The organism is Parapedobacter deserti (genome assembly GCF_042646065.1).
In the GTDB taxonomy this organism is placed as follows: Bacteria; Bacteroidota; Bacteroidia; order Sphingobacteriales; family Sphingobacteriaceae; genus Parapedobacter; species Parapedobacter deserti.
Genome location: NZ_JBHRTA010000030.1, coordinates 466,703 through 485,525 on the forward strand (window position 1 = coordinate 466,703; position 18,823 = coordinate 485,525).

The 18,823-nt window shown below is 48.9% G+C and carries 11 protein-coding genes; 10 read left to right on the forward strand and 1 reads right to left on the reverse strand.

Annotation, left to right across the window (positions count from 1 at the left end):
• Nucleotides 1-9 precede the first annotated feature (9 nt).
• From ACFOET_RS10735 to ACFOET_RS10775, 9 genes are all read left to right on the forward strand, one after another.
• Nucleotides 10-1,743 carry a RagB/SusD family nutrient uptake outer membrane protein gene (locus ACFOET_RS10735; protein ID WP_379022411.1) on the forward strand — a complete coding sequence of 578 codons (1,734 nt, stop codon included), beginning with the start codon at nucleotides 10-12 and terminating at the stop codon, nucleotides 1,741-1,743.
• A gap of 58 nt (nucleotides 1,744-1,801) precedes the next feature.
• Entirely contained in the window at nucleotides 1,802-2,251 is a 450-nt protein-coding gene (locus ACFOET_RS10740) for a DUF5004 domain-containing protein (RefSeq protein ID WP_379022413.1), read from the forward strand.
• Nucleotides 2,251-3,240, forward strand: coding sequence for a DUF4961 domain-containing protein (locus tag ACFOET_RS10745; RefSeq protein ID WP_379022415.1), 990 nt, complete (start codon nucleotides 2,251-2,253; stop codon nucleotides 3,238-3,240). The genes ACFOET_RS10740 and ACFOET_RS10745 overlap by 1 nt, the downstream gene beginning before the upstream one ends.
• 169 nt (nucleotides 3,241-3,409) lie before the next feature.
• Nucleotides 3,410-6,400, forward strand: coding sequence for a SusC/RagA family TonB-linked outer membrane protein (locus tag ACFOET_RS10750; protein WP_379022417.1), 2,991 nt, complete (start codon nucleotides 3,410-3,412; stop codon nucleotides 6,398-6,400).
• A 20-nt stretch (nucleotides 6,401-6,420) separates the two neighbouring features.
• Nucleotides 6,421-8,103, forward strand: coding sequence for a RagB/SusD family nutrient uptake outer membrane protein (locus tag ACFOET_RS10755; RefSeq protein WP_379022419.1), 1,683 nt, complete (start codon nucleotides 6,421-6,423; stop codon nucleotides 8,101-8,103).
• Between the two features lie 31 nt (nucleotides 8,104-8,134).
• Nucleotides 8,135-11,185 carry a SusC/RagA family TonB-linked outer membrane protein gene (locus ACFOET_RS10760; protein ID WP_379022421.1) on the forward strand — a complete coding sequence of 1,017 codons (3,051 nt, stop codon included), beginning with the start codon at nucleotides 8,135-8,137 and terminating at the stop codon, nucleotides 11,183-11,185.
• A 40-nt stretch (nucleotides 11,186-11,225) separates the two neighbouring features.
• Nucleotides 11,226-13,118 carry an RICIN domain-containing protein gene (locus tag ACFOET_RS10765; protein ID WP_379022423.1) on the forward strand — a complete coding sequence of 631 codons (1,893 nt, stop codon included), beginning with the start codon at nucleotides 11,226-11,228 and terminating at the stop codon, nucleotides 13,116-13,118.
• Nucleotides 13,119-13,322: 204 nt separating this feature from the next.
• Nucleotides 13,323-15,875: a glycoside hydrolase family 38 N-terminal domain-containing protein gene (locus tag ACFOET_RS10770; RefSeq protein ID WP_379022425.1), complete on the forward strand. Its 2,553-nt coding sequence runs from the start codon at nucleotides 13,323-13,325 to the stop codon at nucleotides 15,873-15,875.
• Nucleotides 15,876-15,883: 8 nt separating this feature from the next.
• Nucleotides 15,884-17,065 carry a prolipoprotein diacylglyceryl transferase gene (locus ACFOET_RS10775; protein WP_379022427.1) on the forward strand — a complete coding sequence of 394 codons (1,182 nt, stop codon included), beginning with the start codon at nucleotides 15,884-15,886 and terminating at the stop codon, nucleotides 17,063-17,065.
• Here the strand turns inward: ACFOET_RS10775 and ACFOET_RS10780 are convergent.
• Nucleotides 17,060-17,701 carry a DNA alkylation repair protein gene (locus ACFOET_RS10780; protein WP_379022429.1) on the reverse strand — a complete coding sequence of 214 codons (642 nt, stop codon included), beginning with the start codon at nucleotides 17,699-17,701 and terminating at the stop codon, nucleotides 17,060-17,062. The two genes, ACFOET_RS10775 and ACFOET_RS10780, sit on opposite strands and share 6 nt — an antisense overlap.
• A 415-nt stretch (nucleotides 17,702-18,116) precedes the next feature.
• Between ACFOET_RS10780 and ACFOET_RS10785 the strand changes: the two genes are divergently transcribed.
• The gene (locus ACFOET_RS10785; protein WP_379022431.1) at nucleotides 18,117-18,551 is read left to right on the forward strand and encodes an AAA family ATPase; all 435 of its coding nucleotides are present in this window, start codon (nucleotides 18,117-18,119) and stop codon (nucleotides 18,549-18,551) included.
• The last annotated feature ends 272 nt before the right edge of the window (nucleotides 18,552-18,823 follow it).

Below are 18,823 nucleotides of genomic sequence, written 5' to 3' on the forward strand. Positions count from 1 at the left end.
GATTGAGTTATGAAGAAGAGGTATTTTATTTTCGCAATGCTAATTGCGTTTGTCGGTGCGTCGTGTAGTAAACGAGGTTTTCTGGACCAGACGCAATCGACCGATCTGAATGAAAAGGTCGTGTTTTCAGACAGCGCCTACACCATCGATTTCCTTTCGAGTATGTATGCGGATATCGGTTTTGCTACCTGGCCAAAGCGATTCGGTGGGGGCGGGTTGGACGCATGCACGGATGAAGCGGAAGGCACCGGTTTGGGAAGCATCAATACATTTATTCAGTTTGCCACCGGTACGGTAAACTCAAATATGATCACAAAAGATGCCTGGACCACGGCGTACACGAACATCCGAAGGGCCAACATTATGCTCAAGAATCTGCCGGACGCAAAATTCGGTGAGGATATCAAAGTAAGGGTTAAGGCAGAGACCCGCTTTTTAAGGGCGTATTATTATTTTATTCTCCTGGAGCATTATGGGGGGGTACCCCTAATGGGCGACAGCGTCTACCAGAAAGAAGACCTTGTTCCCGCCGCACGTAATACGTTTGAAGCGTGTGTGGAATACATTGTGGATGAATGTGACGCTGCCGCAGAAGACCTACCTTGGATGCACGTCGGCGAAAATTACGGACGGATCAGCAAAGCGGCCTGTTATGGACTGAAATCCCGCCTGCTGTTGTATGCCGCCAGTCCGCTGTTTAACGGTGAGTCGACAGCAACGGACGAGCGTTTGCGTTCGGTTGTCGGTTATCCTGACGTCAACCCATCGCGGTGGGAACGGGCAGAGGAAGCTGCGGCGCAGGTCATTGAAGGTTCGGGCGGGCAATATCATCTGCATGTGGATAACGAAACGGAACCTGGCTACGGGTTCTATGAAGTCTTCCAGTTGCGAAAGAATACGGAGTACCTATTGGCCCGGATGCAGGCTTCGAACAGTGACCTGGAAGGAATCTGGAATCCGCCGACCTTTGGCGTTACAAGTCCCGGTGCGCGTCCGTACCTGGAAGTCGTCAATGCGTTCGGTATGAAAAATGGTTTGCCCATCGACGATCCGGCATCGGGGTATGACCCTGAACAGCCTTATAAAGACCGAGACCCCAGGTTTGCCAATACGATTACGCGGGATCAATCGCTGGTTTTTCACCGGGATGGACTGGCAAGGCGGCCCGTTAATATCTATGTCGATAAAACCGACCCTAATAACATCACTTCCGGTCAGGATGCGGTCTATAAAGGGACGCCAACCGGGTATTATACGTACAAGATGCTCAATCGGGATGTGGCGGCAGATTGGTTTAATACCTATACGCCGCGGTGCTTCCCCATCATCAGGTACGCGGAAATTCTACTGAATTATGCCGAAGCACGTAACGAACGGCTTGCCTCGCCCGACCAAGCGGTTTACCAAGCGGTCGAAGCAATCCGGGAACGGGCAGGGCTGTCGCCTTATCAACTGCGGACCGGATTGACCCAAGCTGAAATGCGGCAAATTATCCGAAATGAGCGACAAAAGGAACTGGCTTTCGAAGGGCATCGGTTTTTTGACGTCAGGCGCTGGAAAATCGCGGAATTGGTCGAAAATGCTCAATTACACGGCACGGAACCGGTACGAACGTCTTCCGGCACCGTTTATCATACCATAGACGTGCGGAAGCGCGTATTTAATCCGCGCATGTATTTATGGCCCATTCCGCAATCAGAAGTGGCAAAATCGACCGATTTAATTCAAAATCCGGGATATTGATGGATAGGATTAATCATTCACGTGAGTTTTATTCCCGATTAAAAAACAACGCATTCCAATGAAAGTCAATTTCGTATTATCTGCAGCCTTACTGGTTTTGGGGCTGACAGGACTTTCGTCCTGTGAGGACGAAGTTTCAAACGTGGCGACAGCCGAGACGGTGAAAGACATCACCGGCAGCTGGAAAGTGGTCCAGCTTACAAGAAATGGAGAGGATTTGAGCGAGCGCCTGGACCTTTCGGGCTTCCGCATCGAATTTAATTCAGATGGAACCTACACATTGGCCGATCAGCTGCCGTTTATTGCCGATGCTCCCGGTACGTACAAGCTCAGTGACCCGCAATATCCATTTGCACTGGTGTTGACGCCCGAGGGTGTTCAGGAAGACGTGGTGGCAAGATTCCAATTTCCGGTGGTTCAAGGCAAGCGGCAATTAAGCCTGTCCTTCAGCCTCGGATGCGAAAGCAATACGTATCAATTTAATTTCGAACGTGAAAACCAAAACTGATGAAAAAGGCAACTCATACATTAATATATATTTATCTCGTCGTAGGCCTTTTCGTGACCATGTTTCTGGTGCATTGTGGACTGACGGCCCTGACGGTGACTGTGCCCGAACAAGCGATGGTAAATGAACGCGTAACCTTTGTGATGCATAGCGGCGCAGAGCCTCGGATCGAGGAACCGGGAACCTATACTACCCAGTTGCTTGCCGGCATCATGGTTCCAAAAAGCTGGAATGCCCGGCAAAATGCGGTGTTAACGTTCATTAGTCCGAAGGGAAACGGCGTCATGCGCATGATACCGGACTCAGAAATAGAACCGGTGTCGGGCCTGAGCTGGCATCAGGCAGCCAAAAATATGTTTGGAATCGGCCCGAATCTGGTGGACGATTTTGAGTGGATTGTATACCGGAGTACCCAATCGTATACGTTCCGCAACAATGAAGATATCAGTTTCGATGTGAATGTAGCATGTAACGTCGGAGCAGAAAACATGTTGGTCCGGTTGGGCTTTTACGTCGGTTCTTCCATTGAAAACCTCCGTCCCGAAGATACGGATTATAAAAAGGTTGCGTTTTCACAAGTATTTGAAGTTACCGGCGGGGAGGGCGACCCGATTGACTTTGTTAATCCGCAGTTGGCCGCCGTGCAGCCTGTTAGGAGCCTGGACAACGATATCGTCACGTTGACATTTGATGCAGGCGTTACTCACACTGCACTGGATAGCCAGGAAGATATCTATTTAACCATCCGATGCTTTGATGAAGAAGGGTTGCTTATTGACGAAGTTAACGAGCAGACTGATAAAACCCGGCTCAGGAGCATAGGCGGCAAAAAGTTTTTGCTGGATTTTTGGCCGAGGGGATTCTTCAATGTCGAAATGGGCCAACGGATCGCCCGTCTTGAATACTTCTATACCGATGCCAGCGGTACCTTACGCGTAGGATACGGTAATACCGAAGAGCCTTTTAGCTATACGTTTCGTTGTCAATAAGCGGGCTGTTTAGCAGTTGAATGAAGTTAAATACTAACCAAATTTGCTTGAAATGTTTAGTCACTATATAAAAATCAGTGCAACCGGTTTACTCCTGCTGCTTGCGGCAAATCAGGTTGCGCACGCAGGATTTGATAAGGCAGATGCTCGGTGCTGTGCGTTTAATCAAATGGGGAAGAACAGGCCCATCAGAGTAGTTGATGGATATGGGAAACCGTTGCCGGGTGTAAAAATCTTTTCGTTGCAGGAGGAATTACTGGGCGAGACGGATGAACAGGGTGAGATCGATATCGCGGTTGCGGGGCCGGATATGCGCATATTGCTTAGGCATCCTGCTTACTATTCCAAAACGTTGGCAGTTGAAGCGACGACCATTGTGGCAATGGTTCCGAATTACCTGCAAGAACCCGTGACGGTTGACGTGTTGCATGATAAACGCGACCGAAATTCGGTTGTCGGGTCCGTCGCGGTCGTTTATAACAGTCAACTGAAATCGACACCTACCCCCTTATACCTGAATGCATTGACCGGTAGGCTGCCTGGATTATACACGCAGGAAACCAGCGGATTCCGGTCGGCACGTACGGCTCCGATTACCGCGAATGACCTGGCAGGTTCGCTGCCCACAGACGCTACCAAATACAGCACCGGCCTAAGCGACAACTCGGAGGTGGCTTTTCAATTACGCGGACAGAATCCAGTGGTGTTAATTGACGGGGTACAACGGGAAATTTACTCGATTGATCCGGAAAGCATCGAATCGGTTACTGTTGCGAAGGATGCGTTATCGGCCATCCTCTTGGGGCAACGAAGTTCCAGGGGCGTGTTGCAGATTACCACCAAAAAAGGCAAGCCGGGGCCTCCGCGTATTTCTTTTACTGCACAAACCGGTGTGCAGAATGCATTGAAACAGCCCGAGCCGCTGAGCGCTCATCAATATGCCTACTTGTACAACGAGGCCTTATTAAATAGCGGGCGGCCGCCGGTGTATTCACAGGAAGACTTTGACGCGTTTAAAAGCGGGAATTCTTCGCTTTTGTATCCCGATGTGAATTGGTATGAGACCGTATTGAAGACGAATAACCCCATCACCAAATATAACCTCGGGGTAAACGGTGGGACAAAGACCGCGCGCTACGCTTTGTCGTTAAGTTATTTGAACCAGGACGGTATGTTCCAGTCGTCCGATCAGTCTGATTATGAAACCAACTTAAGGCAACAAAGGTACCTGATCAATAGTTCCATTGATGTCGATGTGACGAGCGATCTCACCATCGGACTCCAGCTGTTCGGCCGGATCCAGGAGGGGCGGCAGCCGGGAGCTGGTGTAGGAAGCATACTCAATGCCTTGCATGCTACACCAAATAACGCCTATCCAATTTTTAACGACGACGGCAGTTACGGCGGTTCTTCCGATTATACCACCAACCTTTATCAGCAGGTTGCCGGATCGGGATATCGTTTGGATAATACCCGGGACGTGATGGCAAACCTCGATTTCAATTACCGGTTTGACCGGTGGCTGCCGGGATTATATGCCAAGGGTAAATTCAACGTTTCATCGACTTCGTCCAGCTTAATTGACCGGAGCCGCCAGCAACCGGTGTTCGATGTCCGTTACAATCAACAGGGAGAACTCGTATACGTACGGTACGGCAATATAGCGGATCAGCCCAACTCGTTTGCTACGACATCGACGGCAAATTTCATCTATTACCAGGGAAGCGTCGGATACGATACCCATATTAACGACGAGCACCAGGTGGGAGCACGGATTTTCATGGATCAACAGACCGCAAATTACCAGTTTGATCTGCCTGCGATCCATACCAACGTGGCAGCTACCGCAAATTACGCCTACCGGAAGAAGTACTTTGCCGAGTTCGCAGCTAATTACTCCGGCTTCAACCGTTTTCAACCGGGAAGAAAATTCGGACTGTTCTACGCCGTAGGCCTGGCATGGGACGTGGCCCAAGAGGCTTTCCTGGCTGGCCAATCCGATTGGTTGACGGAATTGAAATTACGGACGACCTATGGTAAGACCGGCAACACGAACGAAGGCGCGTTGGGTTATTACAGCTGGCGGCCTTCCTTTGGTCAAGACGGTGTCAATGGATATGACGTGGGTTCGGAATATTCGTTCGTGAGCAGTTTGGTGGAGAAAGGCCTGGCTAATGTCGATGCGACTTGGGAAAAAGGACATAAGTTCAATGTAGGATTGGATTTGTCACTGTGGAATTCACTTAGCCTATCTGCAGAATACTACCGGGATACCTACTACGATCTGTTGCAGCAACGGGGATCCACTATTGAGCTAATCGGAATTGGCTATCCAAACGAAAACATCGGCAAAAACCGGTATGAAGGACAGGAACTTGCGATCACGTATCAGAACCAGGTGGGAGACTTCCATTATTTTATTGCAGCCAATGCCTCGCGGATGCGCACCGAAGTGGTGTATATGAACGAAGTTTTCCAGATGTATCCTTGGAACCGCCGTACCGGAATGCCTGTAGGGCAGACTTTTGGTTATCTCGCCGACGGTTTGATAAAAAACCAGGCGGAAGCAGACGCGGCCCCGCTTCTCGGTGGAAATGATGTGCATCCCGGAGATGTCAAATTGGTTGACCTGAACAACGATGGCATCATCAATATCTACGACCAAACGGCTATCGGCAATACGAAGCCTCTACTGTATTTTGGGACTACCATTGGGTTCAATTTCAAAGGAGTGGATTTTGCGGTTTTGCTACAGGGAGCTGCCAACCGCACGTATCAACAAACGGATTATTCCTTCGGCAGCAGCGGGGAACGCCAGGGATACACCTACCTGCTGGGGCGGTGGACGCCGGAGACTGCCGAAACGGCGACCTATCCGCGCCTGACAATCGGTGCGGATCCGACCAATACCCCGTATCTCAATACCTCCAGTTATTGGACACGGTCAGGCGAATACCTACGCATACGAAATGTCGACCTGGGCTATACGTTCCCTTTCTCCCTAAGCCGGAAAATACGGGTCTCGGCCCTCCGTGTTTTTGCCAATGCCCAGAACCTGTTTACGGTTACACCGTATGACCGGCTGGATCCCGAGATCAACGGCGATAACGCGTATCCCATTCAGCGTGTGATCAGTTTTGGGGTAAATGTCAAATTATAAACCTGAAATCAGTTAACGATATGAACTACATGCATCTAAAATGGTTTGTTTTCGTCGGACTTGCAATCTCTGCTTTTGCCTGTAAGAGCGACCTAGAGGTTGAGCCTATCGAATTGCAAACCTTGTACCAGGTATTTGATAAAAACGACTCTGCAGGCGTCGAGGCTAACCGGTTTTTATTAGACTGCTACCGTTTCCTGCCTGAAACGGGGAACCGGGTAGGGGGCGACTTTTTAGATGCCGCCACGGATGATGCGGTATCTTCAAACCCGACCAATACCTCCGTACAGCAATTGGCGATGGGAGCGTATACGTCCGACAATTATCAAGATAATCGGTGGGCTTCGTGGTACCAAGGCATCCGTCGCGCAAGTATTTTTATAGCGAATATCGATCGGGTACCCTTAAAGGGGAAGCTGGCCAACGGGACTTCATTCAATCGGGTATGGAAAGCCGAAGCCCGCTTTCTGAGGGCGTTGTTTTACTTTGAACTGGTCAAGCGCCATGGTGGAGTCCCTTTGCTCGGTAATAAAGTATACCAACTGACTGATAATATCGAACTGCCACGCCAGGATTTCCGGGAGTGCGTAGCGTTTATCGTCAGTGAATGTGACGCCATTAAAGACAGCTTGCGGACCGATCCGTTTAACCTTGCTTTCTACGAAAGACCAACCAAGGCGGCGGCGTTAGCGCTCAAAGCACGGGCGCTGTTATACGCGGCCAGCCCGCTGTTCAACGGGGGGAATATCGATCCGCAGAATTCCCTTACGGGTTATACCGACTTTTCAGCTAATCGGTGGGAAGTGGCAGAAAATGCGGCTCGGGAAATCTTGGAACTGAATCTCTTTGCACTCGAACCGGAGTTCAAAGACGTTTTCATAACCCGTAATCGTGAGCGTATATTTTCGAAACAAGGCGGAAATAATACCAGCGTGGAGAACAACAATGGGCCTGTCGGGTATTCCGCCGGTGTCAATAACGGTCGGACAAGCCCTACCCAGGAGCTGGTAAACGCGTTTGGTATGGCAAACGGGCTGCCCATCGACGATCCCAATTCGGGTTATAACGAGAATGATCCGTATGTAAACCGGGAAAAGCGCTTTTATGCCACGATCTTCTATAACGGTGCCCCTTGGCTGGGCCGCCCGGTCGAAACTTTTGAAGGAGGTGCCGACAAGCCTGGGGGGACGAAGCAGCAGACGAAAACGGGTTATTACCTGCGGAAATTTATGGGAAATTTTGAATCGGCCGTCAATTATAGTAACGTAAACCACGATCATATCCTATTTCGTTATGCGGAGGTACTGCTGAACTTTGCCGAAGCACGTAACGAACGATTGGCTGCGCCCGACCAAGAGGTATATAGCGCGGTAGAGCAGATCCGGGAACGCGCCGGACTGGCACCTTTCCAGCTTCAGGCCGGCCTCAGCCAATCGCAGATGCGTGAAATTATCCGGAACGAACGCCGCAAGGAACTCGCTTTTGAGGAGCATCGGTTTTATGACGTAAGAAGATGGAAAATTGCTGAACAGGAGTTTAACAAAGAGTTGTCCGGGATGACCATCTATCAGACAGGCACCGGAATAATTCGCCAGCCTACTCCTGTGTTGAAAATGAATTTCGACGAACGGATGTATTTGGCACCGATTCCGTTTAGTGAGGTCATCAAAAATCCGCGAATGATACAAAATCCGGGTTGGTAATCAAATCGTTAATTTCTATTGGAACTAAATTATGAAGAGGGGTATATATCTTTTACTGGTCATGGTGGCGACACCAGCTATACTCGTTGCACAGACACTGGTCTCCGGTATCGTAAAAAATGCAGAGGGACCGTTGGCAGGGGTGACCATCTGGGAGAAAGGCGGCAGCAATGCGGCCCAGTCTGATCAAAACGGCCGGTTCCGCATCTCGTTGGGTAAGAACCGGAGCGTATTGGTGTTTAGTAACGTGGGGTACATCACACAGGAACGATCGGTCAGCGGTGAAGAGGAAGTGGAGGTGATCCTGCAGTCGAACGTCCAAGATATCAATGAGGTGGTGGTGGTTGGCTACGGAACGACTAAGAAGTTGACCAGCACCGGCGCGATCAGTTCAATTAAGGGAGCAGATATCCGGCAGATCCCCACGGCTAATGTGCAAAATACCCTTGCAGGTAGGTTGCCTGGGTTCGTGTCGGTACAGCGATCGGGACAGCCCGGCAGGGATGCTTCTGATTTTTATATCCGTGGCGTAAGCTCGCTTAATCCGGATGGAAACCAGCCCCTGATCATCGTAGATGATATTGAATATACGTATGAGCAACTGTCACAAATCAATGTAAACGAGATCGAAAGCATCTCGATCCTGAAAGACGCGTCGACCACCGCTGTGTTTGGCATTAAAGGCGCAAACGGGGTGTTGGTAGTAAAAACCCGCCGTGGGGAATCCGGCAAACCAAAAATCAACGTTCGGTTGGAAACCGGAGCGCAAAGCCCCGTAACCCGATTGAAATTCCTGAATGCCTACGAAAGTGCGCTGCTTTGGAACGAAGCAATCGCCAATACCGAAGGGGACAACACCAACCAGCCGTTTACCCCCGAAGCGCTGGAACACTTCCGGCTGGGGGACGCTCCGTATGCCTATCCGGATGTAAATTGGTACGAGCGGATATTCAAACCGGTGAGTTTTCAACGGAACAGCAACGTGGATGTTACCGGGGGCAGCGAAAGTATCAAGTACTTTATCTCCGGCGGCGCGTTCTCCCAGGATGGCAATCTCTATGATTTCGAAGATCACGGGGACCAGGTCAACAATAATTATTATTACCGGCGGTTCAATCTGCGATCCAACCTCGACGTCCAAGCAACCAAAAGCCTGCAATTACGCCTCGATTTCCGGGCGAACTTCAATCGGATAAACGGGCCCAGGGCAGGCAACATTGTAGGCGAAGTGTTTAACTTCAATAAAATCCGTCCGTGGTCGGCCCCGTTTCTTAACCCCGACGGCTCTTATGCTTTTGCCAACGATACGCAGGACTTGTTGCCGACAATCAATGCCCGGTTGGCAACAGCCGGATACCGGATGGACCGGCGAAACGACATGAATATCCTCTTCGGTGGAACGCAGGACTTGGAGGTCATCACAAAGGGACTTTCGTTTTCCGCCCGTGTTGCCTATGCGAGTGTTGAATCCAATGGGCGTGAGCAGGCTAGGGATAATTTGCCGGTATACAAGTATTTTCCGGAAACGGATTCCTACCAGCTCAAAGGTGGCGCGCCATATGTTTTGGGCCCCTATACGCTCCGTGCTTACCAGGGTGATTACAACAGCCGGGCAAATGTACAGGCCAACTTCAATTATGTAAGGTCGTTCGGCGAACATCAAATCAACACGTTATTGCTTTATAATCGGGAGTCTTATCATACAAAAGGAGACAAACAATCCAATTGGATCCCACAGAATTTCCAGGGATTTACATTCAGAACCGGATATAACTACAACGAAAAGTACCTTGTAGATGTCACAGCAGCCTACAATGGATCCGACCGCTTCCAGGCCGATAAGCGGTACGGGCTTTTCCCCGCTATATCGGCAGGGTATAACCTGGCGAAAGAATCGTTCATCAGGAATAAGTTCGATTTCATCGACCTGCTTAAACTCCGTGCCTCTTATGGGGTGGTGGGATCTGATAAAGTGGCTGGCGATCGCTATCTATACCAGCAGGTTTACAACACAGGGGGCAGCTATTCGTTCGGAGAGACCCATCAGCGTGTAGGCACGATTTACGAGGGCAGCCTCGGCAACAGCAACGTGACCTGGGAAAAGCAGAATTCGTTTGATGTCGGACTGGATCTGAGTGTTTTGAAGAATCGGTTTTCGCTGGTTATTGATTATTTCCATAACATCCGGTATGACCAATTGGTCACTTCTCAGTCCCTGCCACTCAACATCGGAGTAGGGGTGTCGCCCACCAATATCGCGCGGGTAAGGAACCGTGGGGTGGAGTTCGAGCTGAACTACAACGGCCACGTCGGGGCGTTCAATTACAACGTAAAAGGTGTGCTGACTTATTTTAAGAATAAGGTGCTCTTTCAGGATGAACCCACGCCCGCTTTTCCGTGGTTACGGTTGACAGGACATCAGGTGTACCAGCCTATGGGGTATCTATTCGATGGTTTTTATACCGAAGAAAATCTCGCCGAAAGCGCCAAGCCTGCTGGTGGTTATGAAGTGCAGCCGGGGGATCTGCGCTATAAAGACTTAAATGATGACGGTGTGATCGATGATTTCGACCGGACCGCAATCGGCAGGCCGGATATACCAAATACCAGTTTTGGTCTGACGTTGGGAGGAAGTTATAAAGGATTCAGTTTCAATGTGCTGCTGCAAGGGACAACGGGATATAGCTTCAGTGTGCAGGGAAGCGGCATTGAGCCGTTTCAGAGCCAGTTTCAACCGGTCCATCAACAACGGTGGACTCCCGGAACGGCTTCTACTGCTCGTTTCCCCCGATTAACAACAAACCCAACGACCATCAATAGTCCTTCCTCTTACCTGTCTGACTTTTGGCTAATTGACGCAACCTATCTCCGGTTGAAGACGGTCGAACTTGGGTATCAACTACCCGATCGTTGGTTGCCATTCGATATCAATAATGCACGGCTTTACCTGAGTGGCTACAACTTGTTGACATGGACGAACTATTCGCTCTATCAGCAGGATCCGGAAGTCACTTCCAATACGGCCGGAGATGCCTATCAAAATCAACGGGTAATCAATTTAGGTGTTCAAATCGGGCTCTGATGAAACCGTCAAATAAACTGACCAAATTAAACTAAAAGCCATGAAACGTCCAATATTCAGCATGATACTAGGATTTGTCCTGGTTGCCTCCTGCGATAAGCAATTCGAAACGCCACCCCACCCGGGTAGGATGATCAAAGAATTTACACTAGAAAGCGGCCAGCATGGGGCAGCAACCATCTATAGGGAAGGCGACGTATTCAAGATATTGGTGCGGGTCGATTCCGAAACCGATCTGACGAACATTACACCGATTATCACCATTTCTGACCAAGCGACGATCAGTCCGGAATCCGGCAAACCGATCGACGTGTCGGCCACGAAAAGAATCACCTACACGGTCACTTCCGCATCCGGATTAAGTCGCCGGTGGGAGGTTGAATTCAGGGTGTATGAGTCCGGAATTACCGATTACGGCACATACAGTGTCGCTACGTCAACCGGATTGGTGTTGCAAACAGCGGGGAAAATGGACTTTAATGAAAAGTATTGGGCGAACGCGACCATGACGGTAGCCGCGGCAGAGGCAACCATGGCGGACAACCTTCAGCGGTGGCAGGAGTGGGATGTCATCTATCACACTACGGAAAATGACATCCGTTATTATCAGCTACGAAACCTGAACAGCGGGATGTTCCTTCAGGCTGCAGATGCCGGTTCGCCGGTGACACAACATCCGGAGCTGAAGACCAATGCCGACCTGCAACTCTGGCAGATCGAGGAATCTACGGAGACCGGACAATACGAGATTTCTAATAAGGCCAACGGCCTCTATCTAACCTTAAGCGGCCTTGGAGTAGCAAACCTGACTGTGGTAAACGCCGAAAAGCAGGGAAGTGAACGCCAACGGTGGACCCTCACCAAGCTTCCGAAAGACAGCTACCGGGATGGCGACGTGACCCAGTTTTTTGCCCGGACTACCGGATCGGTGGCGTTTGATCAGGGCACCAGCATTCCGCTTTCCGACGGTCGCGTACTTTGGGTTACCCAGGATGCGTGGTATGAAGGGAATCTTACTCCCAACGGCCGGCTTTACGGTGATCGCTTCATCTCGTATACCAATTCCATCATCATTCAATCTTCCATAGACAATTGGGATCCCAGGTCGCCGATGATGACGAGGCAGGGAGCCCATCACAACATCGGAAACATCTGTCCCATCCCGGCAGGCGCAGGCCGGAACTGGGTCGGCCCCGGTGTCGAACTCGACGATTACGTCTACATCCACGGCAGTGAAGGAAACGGTCTTGACGATACCGACCAGGCGATTTACAAACTGAAAAGGGAATCCGGCAACGAGTGGAATCAAGTAGAACGGCTGGTCATACCGGGCATGACCGGTCAGCTGGATATCAGTTACGAGGACGGCATGGTGAAATCCGATGACGGGTATGTGTATGTTTACGGGGAACGGGCAAAACCGGGGACGTTCGGGTACAATACTCTTTTGTATGTGGCGCGATTCCCCCACGAAAATCCAACTGGTTGGACTTATTGGGACGGAACAGCCTGGACGTCTGCGCCTTCAGTGGCGTCAGCGGCCGTGATCCATGAAGGAAACGGTACGAACAACGTCGCCTATTTAAACGGAAAGTACCTCCATTTAACCATGGACCAAGGTTTCTATTGCGGCATTCCCTCCCTCAATATGTATATATCCACATCCACTAGCCCGACAGGCCCGTTTACGGAGCCCAAACTGGTGTACAGCTTTTCGGAGTATTACAAAGGATATAATGCACGGGTATATACGCCGATTATCCACGCGGCGTCGCAGAACAGCAAAAATGAGCTGCTGCTTACCTATAGCATTAATTTCGGTGCCTGTGCGGAAAATAACGAAAATAACGTTAAAGAAGATGATGGCAACCTTGATCCGTATTATTATCGGGTCAAGGGGGTACGCGTACCCTATGAAATGATTGGTTTATAGGTGATATGGGGAAAGGCGGAGCCGGTAGGGGCCGTTGTCATCCGGGCCGACCGGTTCTCGGCTCACAAGGAAGTTCGCGCAGAAGCAAATGGCCAATTTATGAACGTGATTCGGTACCGAAGGCTAAAAAAGGTAATCAGGAAATTGAATAGCAAAACAAAACAAATGAAGAAACCATTTTTTTTAATACTTTTTTTCTGCATAATGAGCATTCACAATTCCGCAGTGGCTCAAGACGCGTATTTTATCGACGGTTATCACGGTGGAGTCTACGGGCACTATCCGGTTGGACAAACGGCCTTTATCAATAAAATGTTGAAGCAGTATCCCGGCTGGAGTGTCAATATGGAAGTGGAACCCGAAACATGGGACGTCGTCAAGTTGCGGGATCCCGTAGCGTATGAAGAATTCAAGAAATTGTTTGAAGATCAGTCGGCCAGTACGGGACGGATCGAGTATATTAATCCTACGTATGCACAGAGCTACTTCTTTGCGACCTCCGGTGAGAGCAATATCCGCCAATTCTCGTACGGTATAGCGTTGTTGCGGAAACATTTTCCGTCGGCGGTATTTACCACCTACTCTGCCGAAGAACCCTGTTTTACGAGCTCACTTCCCTATATCTTGAAGTCGTTCGGATTCAAATACGCTTCCACCAAAAACCCAAACACAATGTGGGGCGGTTATACCCGGGCATTCGGGGGAGAGTTGGTCAATTGGATCGGTCCCGACGGTACCGCCATTCCTACGGTGCCCCGTTATGCCATCGAAGACCTTCAACCGGGCTCGACGTGGCAAAGCATCGCCTGGTTCAACAGCAAGGAATATATCCAAAAATCGTTGAACGCGGGAATCCGAAATCCGGTCGGAATGTGTATTCAGGATGCCGCTTGGAGTCAGGGATGGGCAAAGGGACCGTGGCTGGGGCAGGACACCACGCAATTTTATACGCCTACTCATTATACAACCTGGCGCAACTACATCGCCAATTATTCCATCGGAACGCCCGATGAAGATTGGCACTTTACCCAAGAAGATGTCCTGACCAGCCTGGTATGGGGGAGTGAAGTGATGAATACGCTCGCGCAGGAGATCCGGGGGGCTGAGAACACGATTGTACAGGCCGAGAAAATGGCGGCGTTTGGGTCTTTAGTCGGAAATATGCAGTGGCCCAAGCGTTTGATCGACGAAGGATGGATCAAGTTACTGCTTTCGCAGCATCACGATTGCTGGATTGTCCCTTACAACAATCTTCAGGGTGGGCGCACCTGGGCTGATCACGTAACCGAGTGGACCGGAGTGACCCATCAGAATAGCCAAAAGGTTATTGATCGGTCACTGAATGCCCTGAATGGAAAAAGCGGACAAAGTGCGGTTAAGCTATTCAATACATTAGCTGTTGACCGGAATGAAATAGCCCGTGTCAAAGTGCCTTCGAATTGGGTTCGTTCCTCTTGGGAGGTAATCGACCAGCAAGGTAAAGCTTATCCCACACAGCTTATCAACGAAGATGGGAGCACATGGATGCTGTTTCAGGCAAGCGTTCCTTCTTTCGGCTATTCGACCTATACCATCCGGAGAAGAAAAGCAACCACCAGGCATGCTGTATCGTATCGTAAGGAAAAGGGTAAATATGTGCTCGAAAGCGATTTATACCGGCTCGTTATCAATCCGGAAAAAGGCGGCGTGCTCGAAAGCCTGATCGCTAAGAAGATGAACAACAAAGAGTATGTAGACTCCGCCAGTTCGTGGCACTTCAATGAACTAAGAGGCTATTTCGGCGAGCAGGAAAGATTTATATCCAGTGCCGACCAGACCGCCCGTATACGGGTGGTTGCACAGGGGCCGCTGTTGCTTCAACTAGCGATTGATGGTTTTATTGGTGAGCATCCTTTTACGCAAACCATCCGGCTTCAACAAAACGAAGAGAAAATAGACATGGGCGTGTTTATCGATTGGCAGCGAAATGATGCTATCGGAGAAGTCGGCATTCCGTTCAGTGCCGAAAACCCGAGAAAGGCATTTTATGACGACCGTTATAAACTGCTGGTCTGTTTCCCGGCTGCCATCAACGATCAGCAAATTTATAAGAATGCTCCTTTTGATGTGTGCAAAAGCCAATTGGAAAATACCTATTTCAATCGGTGGGATGAGATTAAACATGCAATTGTGTTAAACTGGGTAGATCTCGAAAGCAACAGCAAGGATAACAGTCTAGCGCTGTTTACCGACCATACCACCAGTTATGTACACGGCAGCGATCACCCGTTGGCACTTACGCTGCAATATTCGGGCAAGGGATTATGGGGCAGGGACTATACCATAACCGGTCCGACCGATATTTCTTATAGTCTGATGCCACACGCCGGCAAATGGGATAGCGACCGGATTTGGACAAAGGGAGAACTCGCAAACGAACCCTTGGTGGCCACCTTGATTGACGCACAAGCCAACGACTCTGCGCAGCAGTCGTATTTGTCCATTCAGGACAATGCTTATGAGCTGGTATCCATGGAAATGAAAGGTGCTGATCTGTACATCCGGCTCTTTAATGCGCAAAGTGATGAGACCGATAAGCAAATCACATTCGCAGGAAAAGCGGACAAGAGCGAGTGGGTGGAGTTAAGCGGTGAAACTTCGGAGGCTGCACAATACACCACCACAGACAACCAGAAGACGGCCATTATGGCCAATATTCCCCGTTTCGGTATCCGGACCATCAAACTCAGCAACGCGAAAATAGAATCGTTACCTTAGCGTTGGTTATGTTTCCGTCGATCTCGTCGTTATTCAATTATTTATTCGGTACGGAGTTTTCCTGGCCGATACCTACTTTCGGATTTTTTGTAACGCTATCGTTTATCTTTTCCTGCTTGGTATTCCGAAGCGAGTTCGACCGTAAGGAAAAAGAAGGATTGATCGGCGTTGTTGAAGAGAAGGTCAAAGTAGGCATGTGGCTTAAGCTGTTTATTTTTATTGGTTATGGGTTGGTCGGCTTTTTCATTGGGTTTAAAGGCTGGGGAATGCTTCTCGAATATGAAACATTCCTGCATAATCCCCTTCGCTGGTTGTTTTCAGATCGCGGTAGCTGGAGTGCCGGCGTGATAGTACTGTTATTATTTTCGCTTTTTTTATTTCTTTCGCAACGGAAATTGTTCCTGAATCCGTTTCGGGAGGAAACACGGAAAGTAAGGCCGAGGGATCTGATTCCGGCCATGCTATTATGGGCGGGTATAACGGGTTTTTTGGGCGCAAAAATCTTTAGTGTCTTTGAAGACAATCGATTATCCGGGGCGCAGGGCCTTATGGAGCTACTGGATTCCAGCGGACTGACTTTTTGGGGCGGGCTTTTCTTCGGTGCGGCGAGTTATTTCTATATCGGTATCCGTAAAGGGATCGATTGGAAACATCTGGCGGATATCGGCGCATTGGGCATGTTAATGGCTTACGGCGTGGGCCGGATGGGGTGCCACCTCTCCGGTGACGGAGATTGGGGAATCGTGAATAAGTACGAAAAGCCCGTTGAGTGGTTGCCGCAATGGGCATGGTCATTCCGGTTCCCCCACAATGTTATCAATCAGGGAGAATATATATCAGGCTGTTCCGGCAAATATTGTGCTATACTTCCCGAAGGTGTTTTTCCTACTTCATTATACGAAGCCGCCACGATACTGTTTGTTTTTGGTATGCTTTGGTGCATAAGGAAGAACATAAAAGTACCGGGGATGATGTTCACTATTTACCTGTTTGTGGTCAGTATTGAGCGGTTTCTGATCGAATTTATACGTGTCAACTACAAATTCAATGTATGGGGAGTTGCTTTGTCAGAGGCCCAGTTAATCAGTATAGCTCTCCTGTTGTTAGCGGTGGTTGTTGCTGTTTACCTATCCGTGAAAAGGGCAAATGGTTACACTACCGAACCTTTCGAAGGTTGGGACAGATTATAACTTTCTTTTGCTGCTTTCAATCGCAATGAACTCAGGCAAATAATCGGGCGTACACCCTTTTGACACCATTTCACCTTTATAAAGCCCCGTTTTCTCCCCAACGTCAATACAGCGTCCTCTGTACCTTTTATCAAATACTCCAATCCAGCCTGCGGTAAAATTCATTGCCCATTGTACTTCAGGTTCTTCGTTTTCTATTTGTTTTTCAATGGCAGATAGCAACTCTTCAGTATTTGGCGGAGGTGTTTGTCCCAGCCAACGCAAACGAGCCTGGTAATACCAAAAAATTCGTCGCTGAAGTGAAGAAGGGCTGTTCTTCCACGATTCCATCATCGCTACCGTCTTCTTGTCTTTAGCTAGTTGGTTTGCCATCAGCCAGTCCATGAGTTGATTTCGCTCATCAAACGGATGATCCAGCATGTCCTTGCTAAGCTTATTAATCAAATCTTGTGAAAGAAGCTTATTGTCCATAATTAAAATAGCCAATTGCCTGGGCAAAAATTCCCCGGATGACCATAGCTCCATAGCCAGTTCATGATCCTTTTTGATATCCTTAGCAATTTTACGTAAGTCACCCAGCTTAGTTTTGCTATTGATTTGACCCAGGATGTTTTCTGCTTTTGAAGAGCGTTTCATATCAGTCTTTATTTATTGGAGACAAACAAATAATTCAGTTCGGCCAAGGCTGCACGATTGGCTTCGCAGAGTAGCTACGCACGCGCCGCTGTTACCTTCTGTTTAACCCCGCCGTGTTAGTGTTATCAATCTGTCAAATATAGGCATCTGCAAAATTATCAGTAAATTTTATGAATCTCTTTAGAGCAATAGCGTATGTTAAAAAAGCCCTGTGGTACGGTGTAATTTATTTATTATCTTAGCAATGATTTCTAGCGCCCAATTCCGCTCAGCAAAGAATCCATCGCAGCCACGGCGTTGGCTAAACTCTTAGATTGTCTTCTCCTTGCATTTTACTCAAATCGTTGCCGGGTGGCTTTTAACGGCGGTATTTGGCAGTATCTACAAACAAGCAGATTAGCAGCAGGTATAGAAAATGAAAAAAAATAACTTCTATGTAATTACCGGAGGTCCAGGTGTTGGAAAGACAACACTATTAAACGAGCTTACACAAACAGGCTATCTAACGATTGAAGAAGAAGCCAGGAAAATCATAAAAGAGCAGGTGGCTAATGGCGGTGATGGATTGCCGTGGAAAAACAAGACAGTGTATGCTCAATTGATGTTGGATGCCTCCGTAAAGACCTTTGAGAAAATCAGTAGTAGCGGTTTTCTTGGACCTATATTTTTTGACCGTGGGATTCTCGATACAGTATGTTATATGCGCATGGAAAATATTCCTGTATCAAAAGATATTATTGAAATTGTCGGCAAATGTACATACAACAGAAAGATCTTTATTCTGCCACCTTGGGAGGAAATATATGAGACTGATACCGAACGCAAACAGTCGTGGAAAGAGGCAGTATAAACCTTTGATAAGATGAAAGAAACCTATTTTTTGTTTGGCTATCAAGTGATAGAAGTACCCAAGGTTTCAGTTTCGATAAGGCAACAGTTTATCGTTGACACAATCAATCAAAGTCGTTAAAAATTTGGTGTGTACCGCTGACTCATCAAGATTCTCAAATTGTATTTCGGGAGTGTAAAACAAACTGTGTCAGGGGTTGAGCATCGGCCCCGCGGGGCCGATGCTCAACCCCTGCTGCTCAAGGCAAATCTAACACCATTCTCCCGGGAAAC

Coding starts and splice junctions, on each gene's coding strand:
- ACFOET_RS10745 (WP_379022415.1), top strand. CDS start 2,251: ATGAAAAAGGCAACTCATACATTAATATATATTTATCTCGTCGTAGGC.
- ACFOET_RS10740 (WP_379022413.1), top strand. CDS start 1,802: ATGAAAGTCAATTTCGTATTATCTGCAGCCTTACTGGTTTTGGGGCTG.
- ACFOET_RS10770 (WP_379022425.1), top strand. CDS start 13,323: ATGAGCATTCACAATTCCGCAGTGGCTCAAGACGCGTATTTTATCGAC.
- ACFOET_RS10750 (WP_379022417.1), top strand. CDS start 3,410: ATGGGGAAGAACAGGCCCATCAGAGTAGTTGATGGATATGGGAAACCG.
- ACFOET_RS10780 (WP_379022429.1), bottom strand. CDS start 17,701: ATGAAACGCTCTTCAAAAGCAGAAAACATCCTGGGTCAAATCAATAGC.
- ACFOET_RS10755 (WP_379022419.1), top strand. CDS start 6,421: ATGAACTACATGCATCTAAAATGGTTTGTTTTCGTCGGACTTGCAATC.
- ACFOET_RS10760 (WP_379022421.1), top strand. CDS start 8,135: ATGAAGAGGGGTATATATCTTTTACTGGTCATGGTGGCGACACCAGCT.
- ACFOET_RS10735 (WP_379022411.1), top strand. CDS start 10: ATGAAGAAGAGGTATTTTATTTTCGCAATGCTAATTGCGTTTGTCGGT.
- ACFOET_RS10765 (WP_379022423.1), top strand. CDS start 11,226: ATGAAACGTCCAATATTCAGCATGATACTAGGATTTGTCCTGGTTGCC.
- ACFOET_RS10785 (WP_379022431.1), top strand. CDS start 18,117: ATGAAAAAAAATAACTTCTATGTAATTACCGGAGGTCCAGGTGTTGGA.
- ACFOET_RS10775 (WP_379022427.1), top strand. CDS start 15,884: ATGTTTCCGTCGATCTCGTCGTTATTCAATTATTTATTCGGTACGGAG.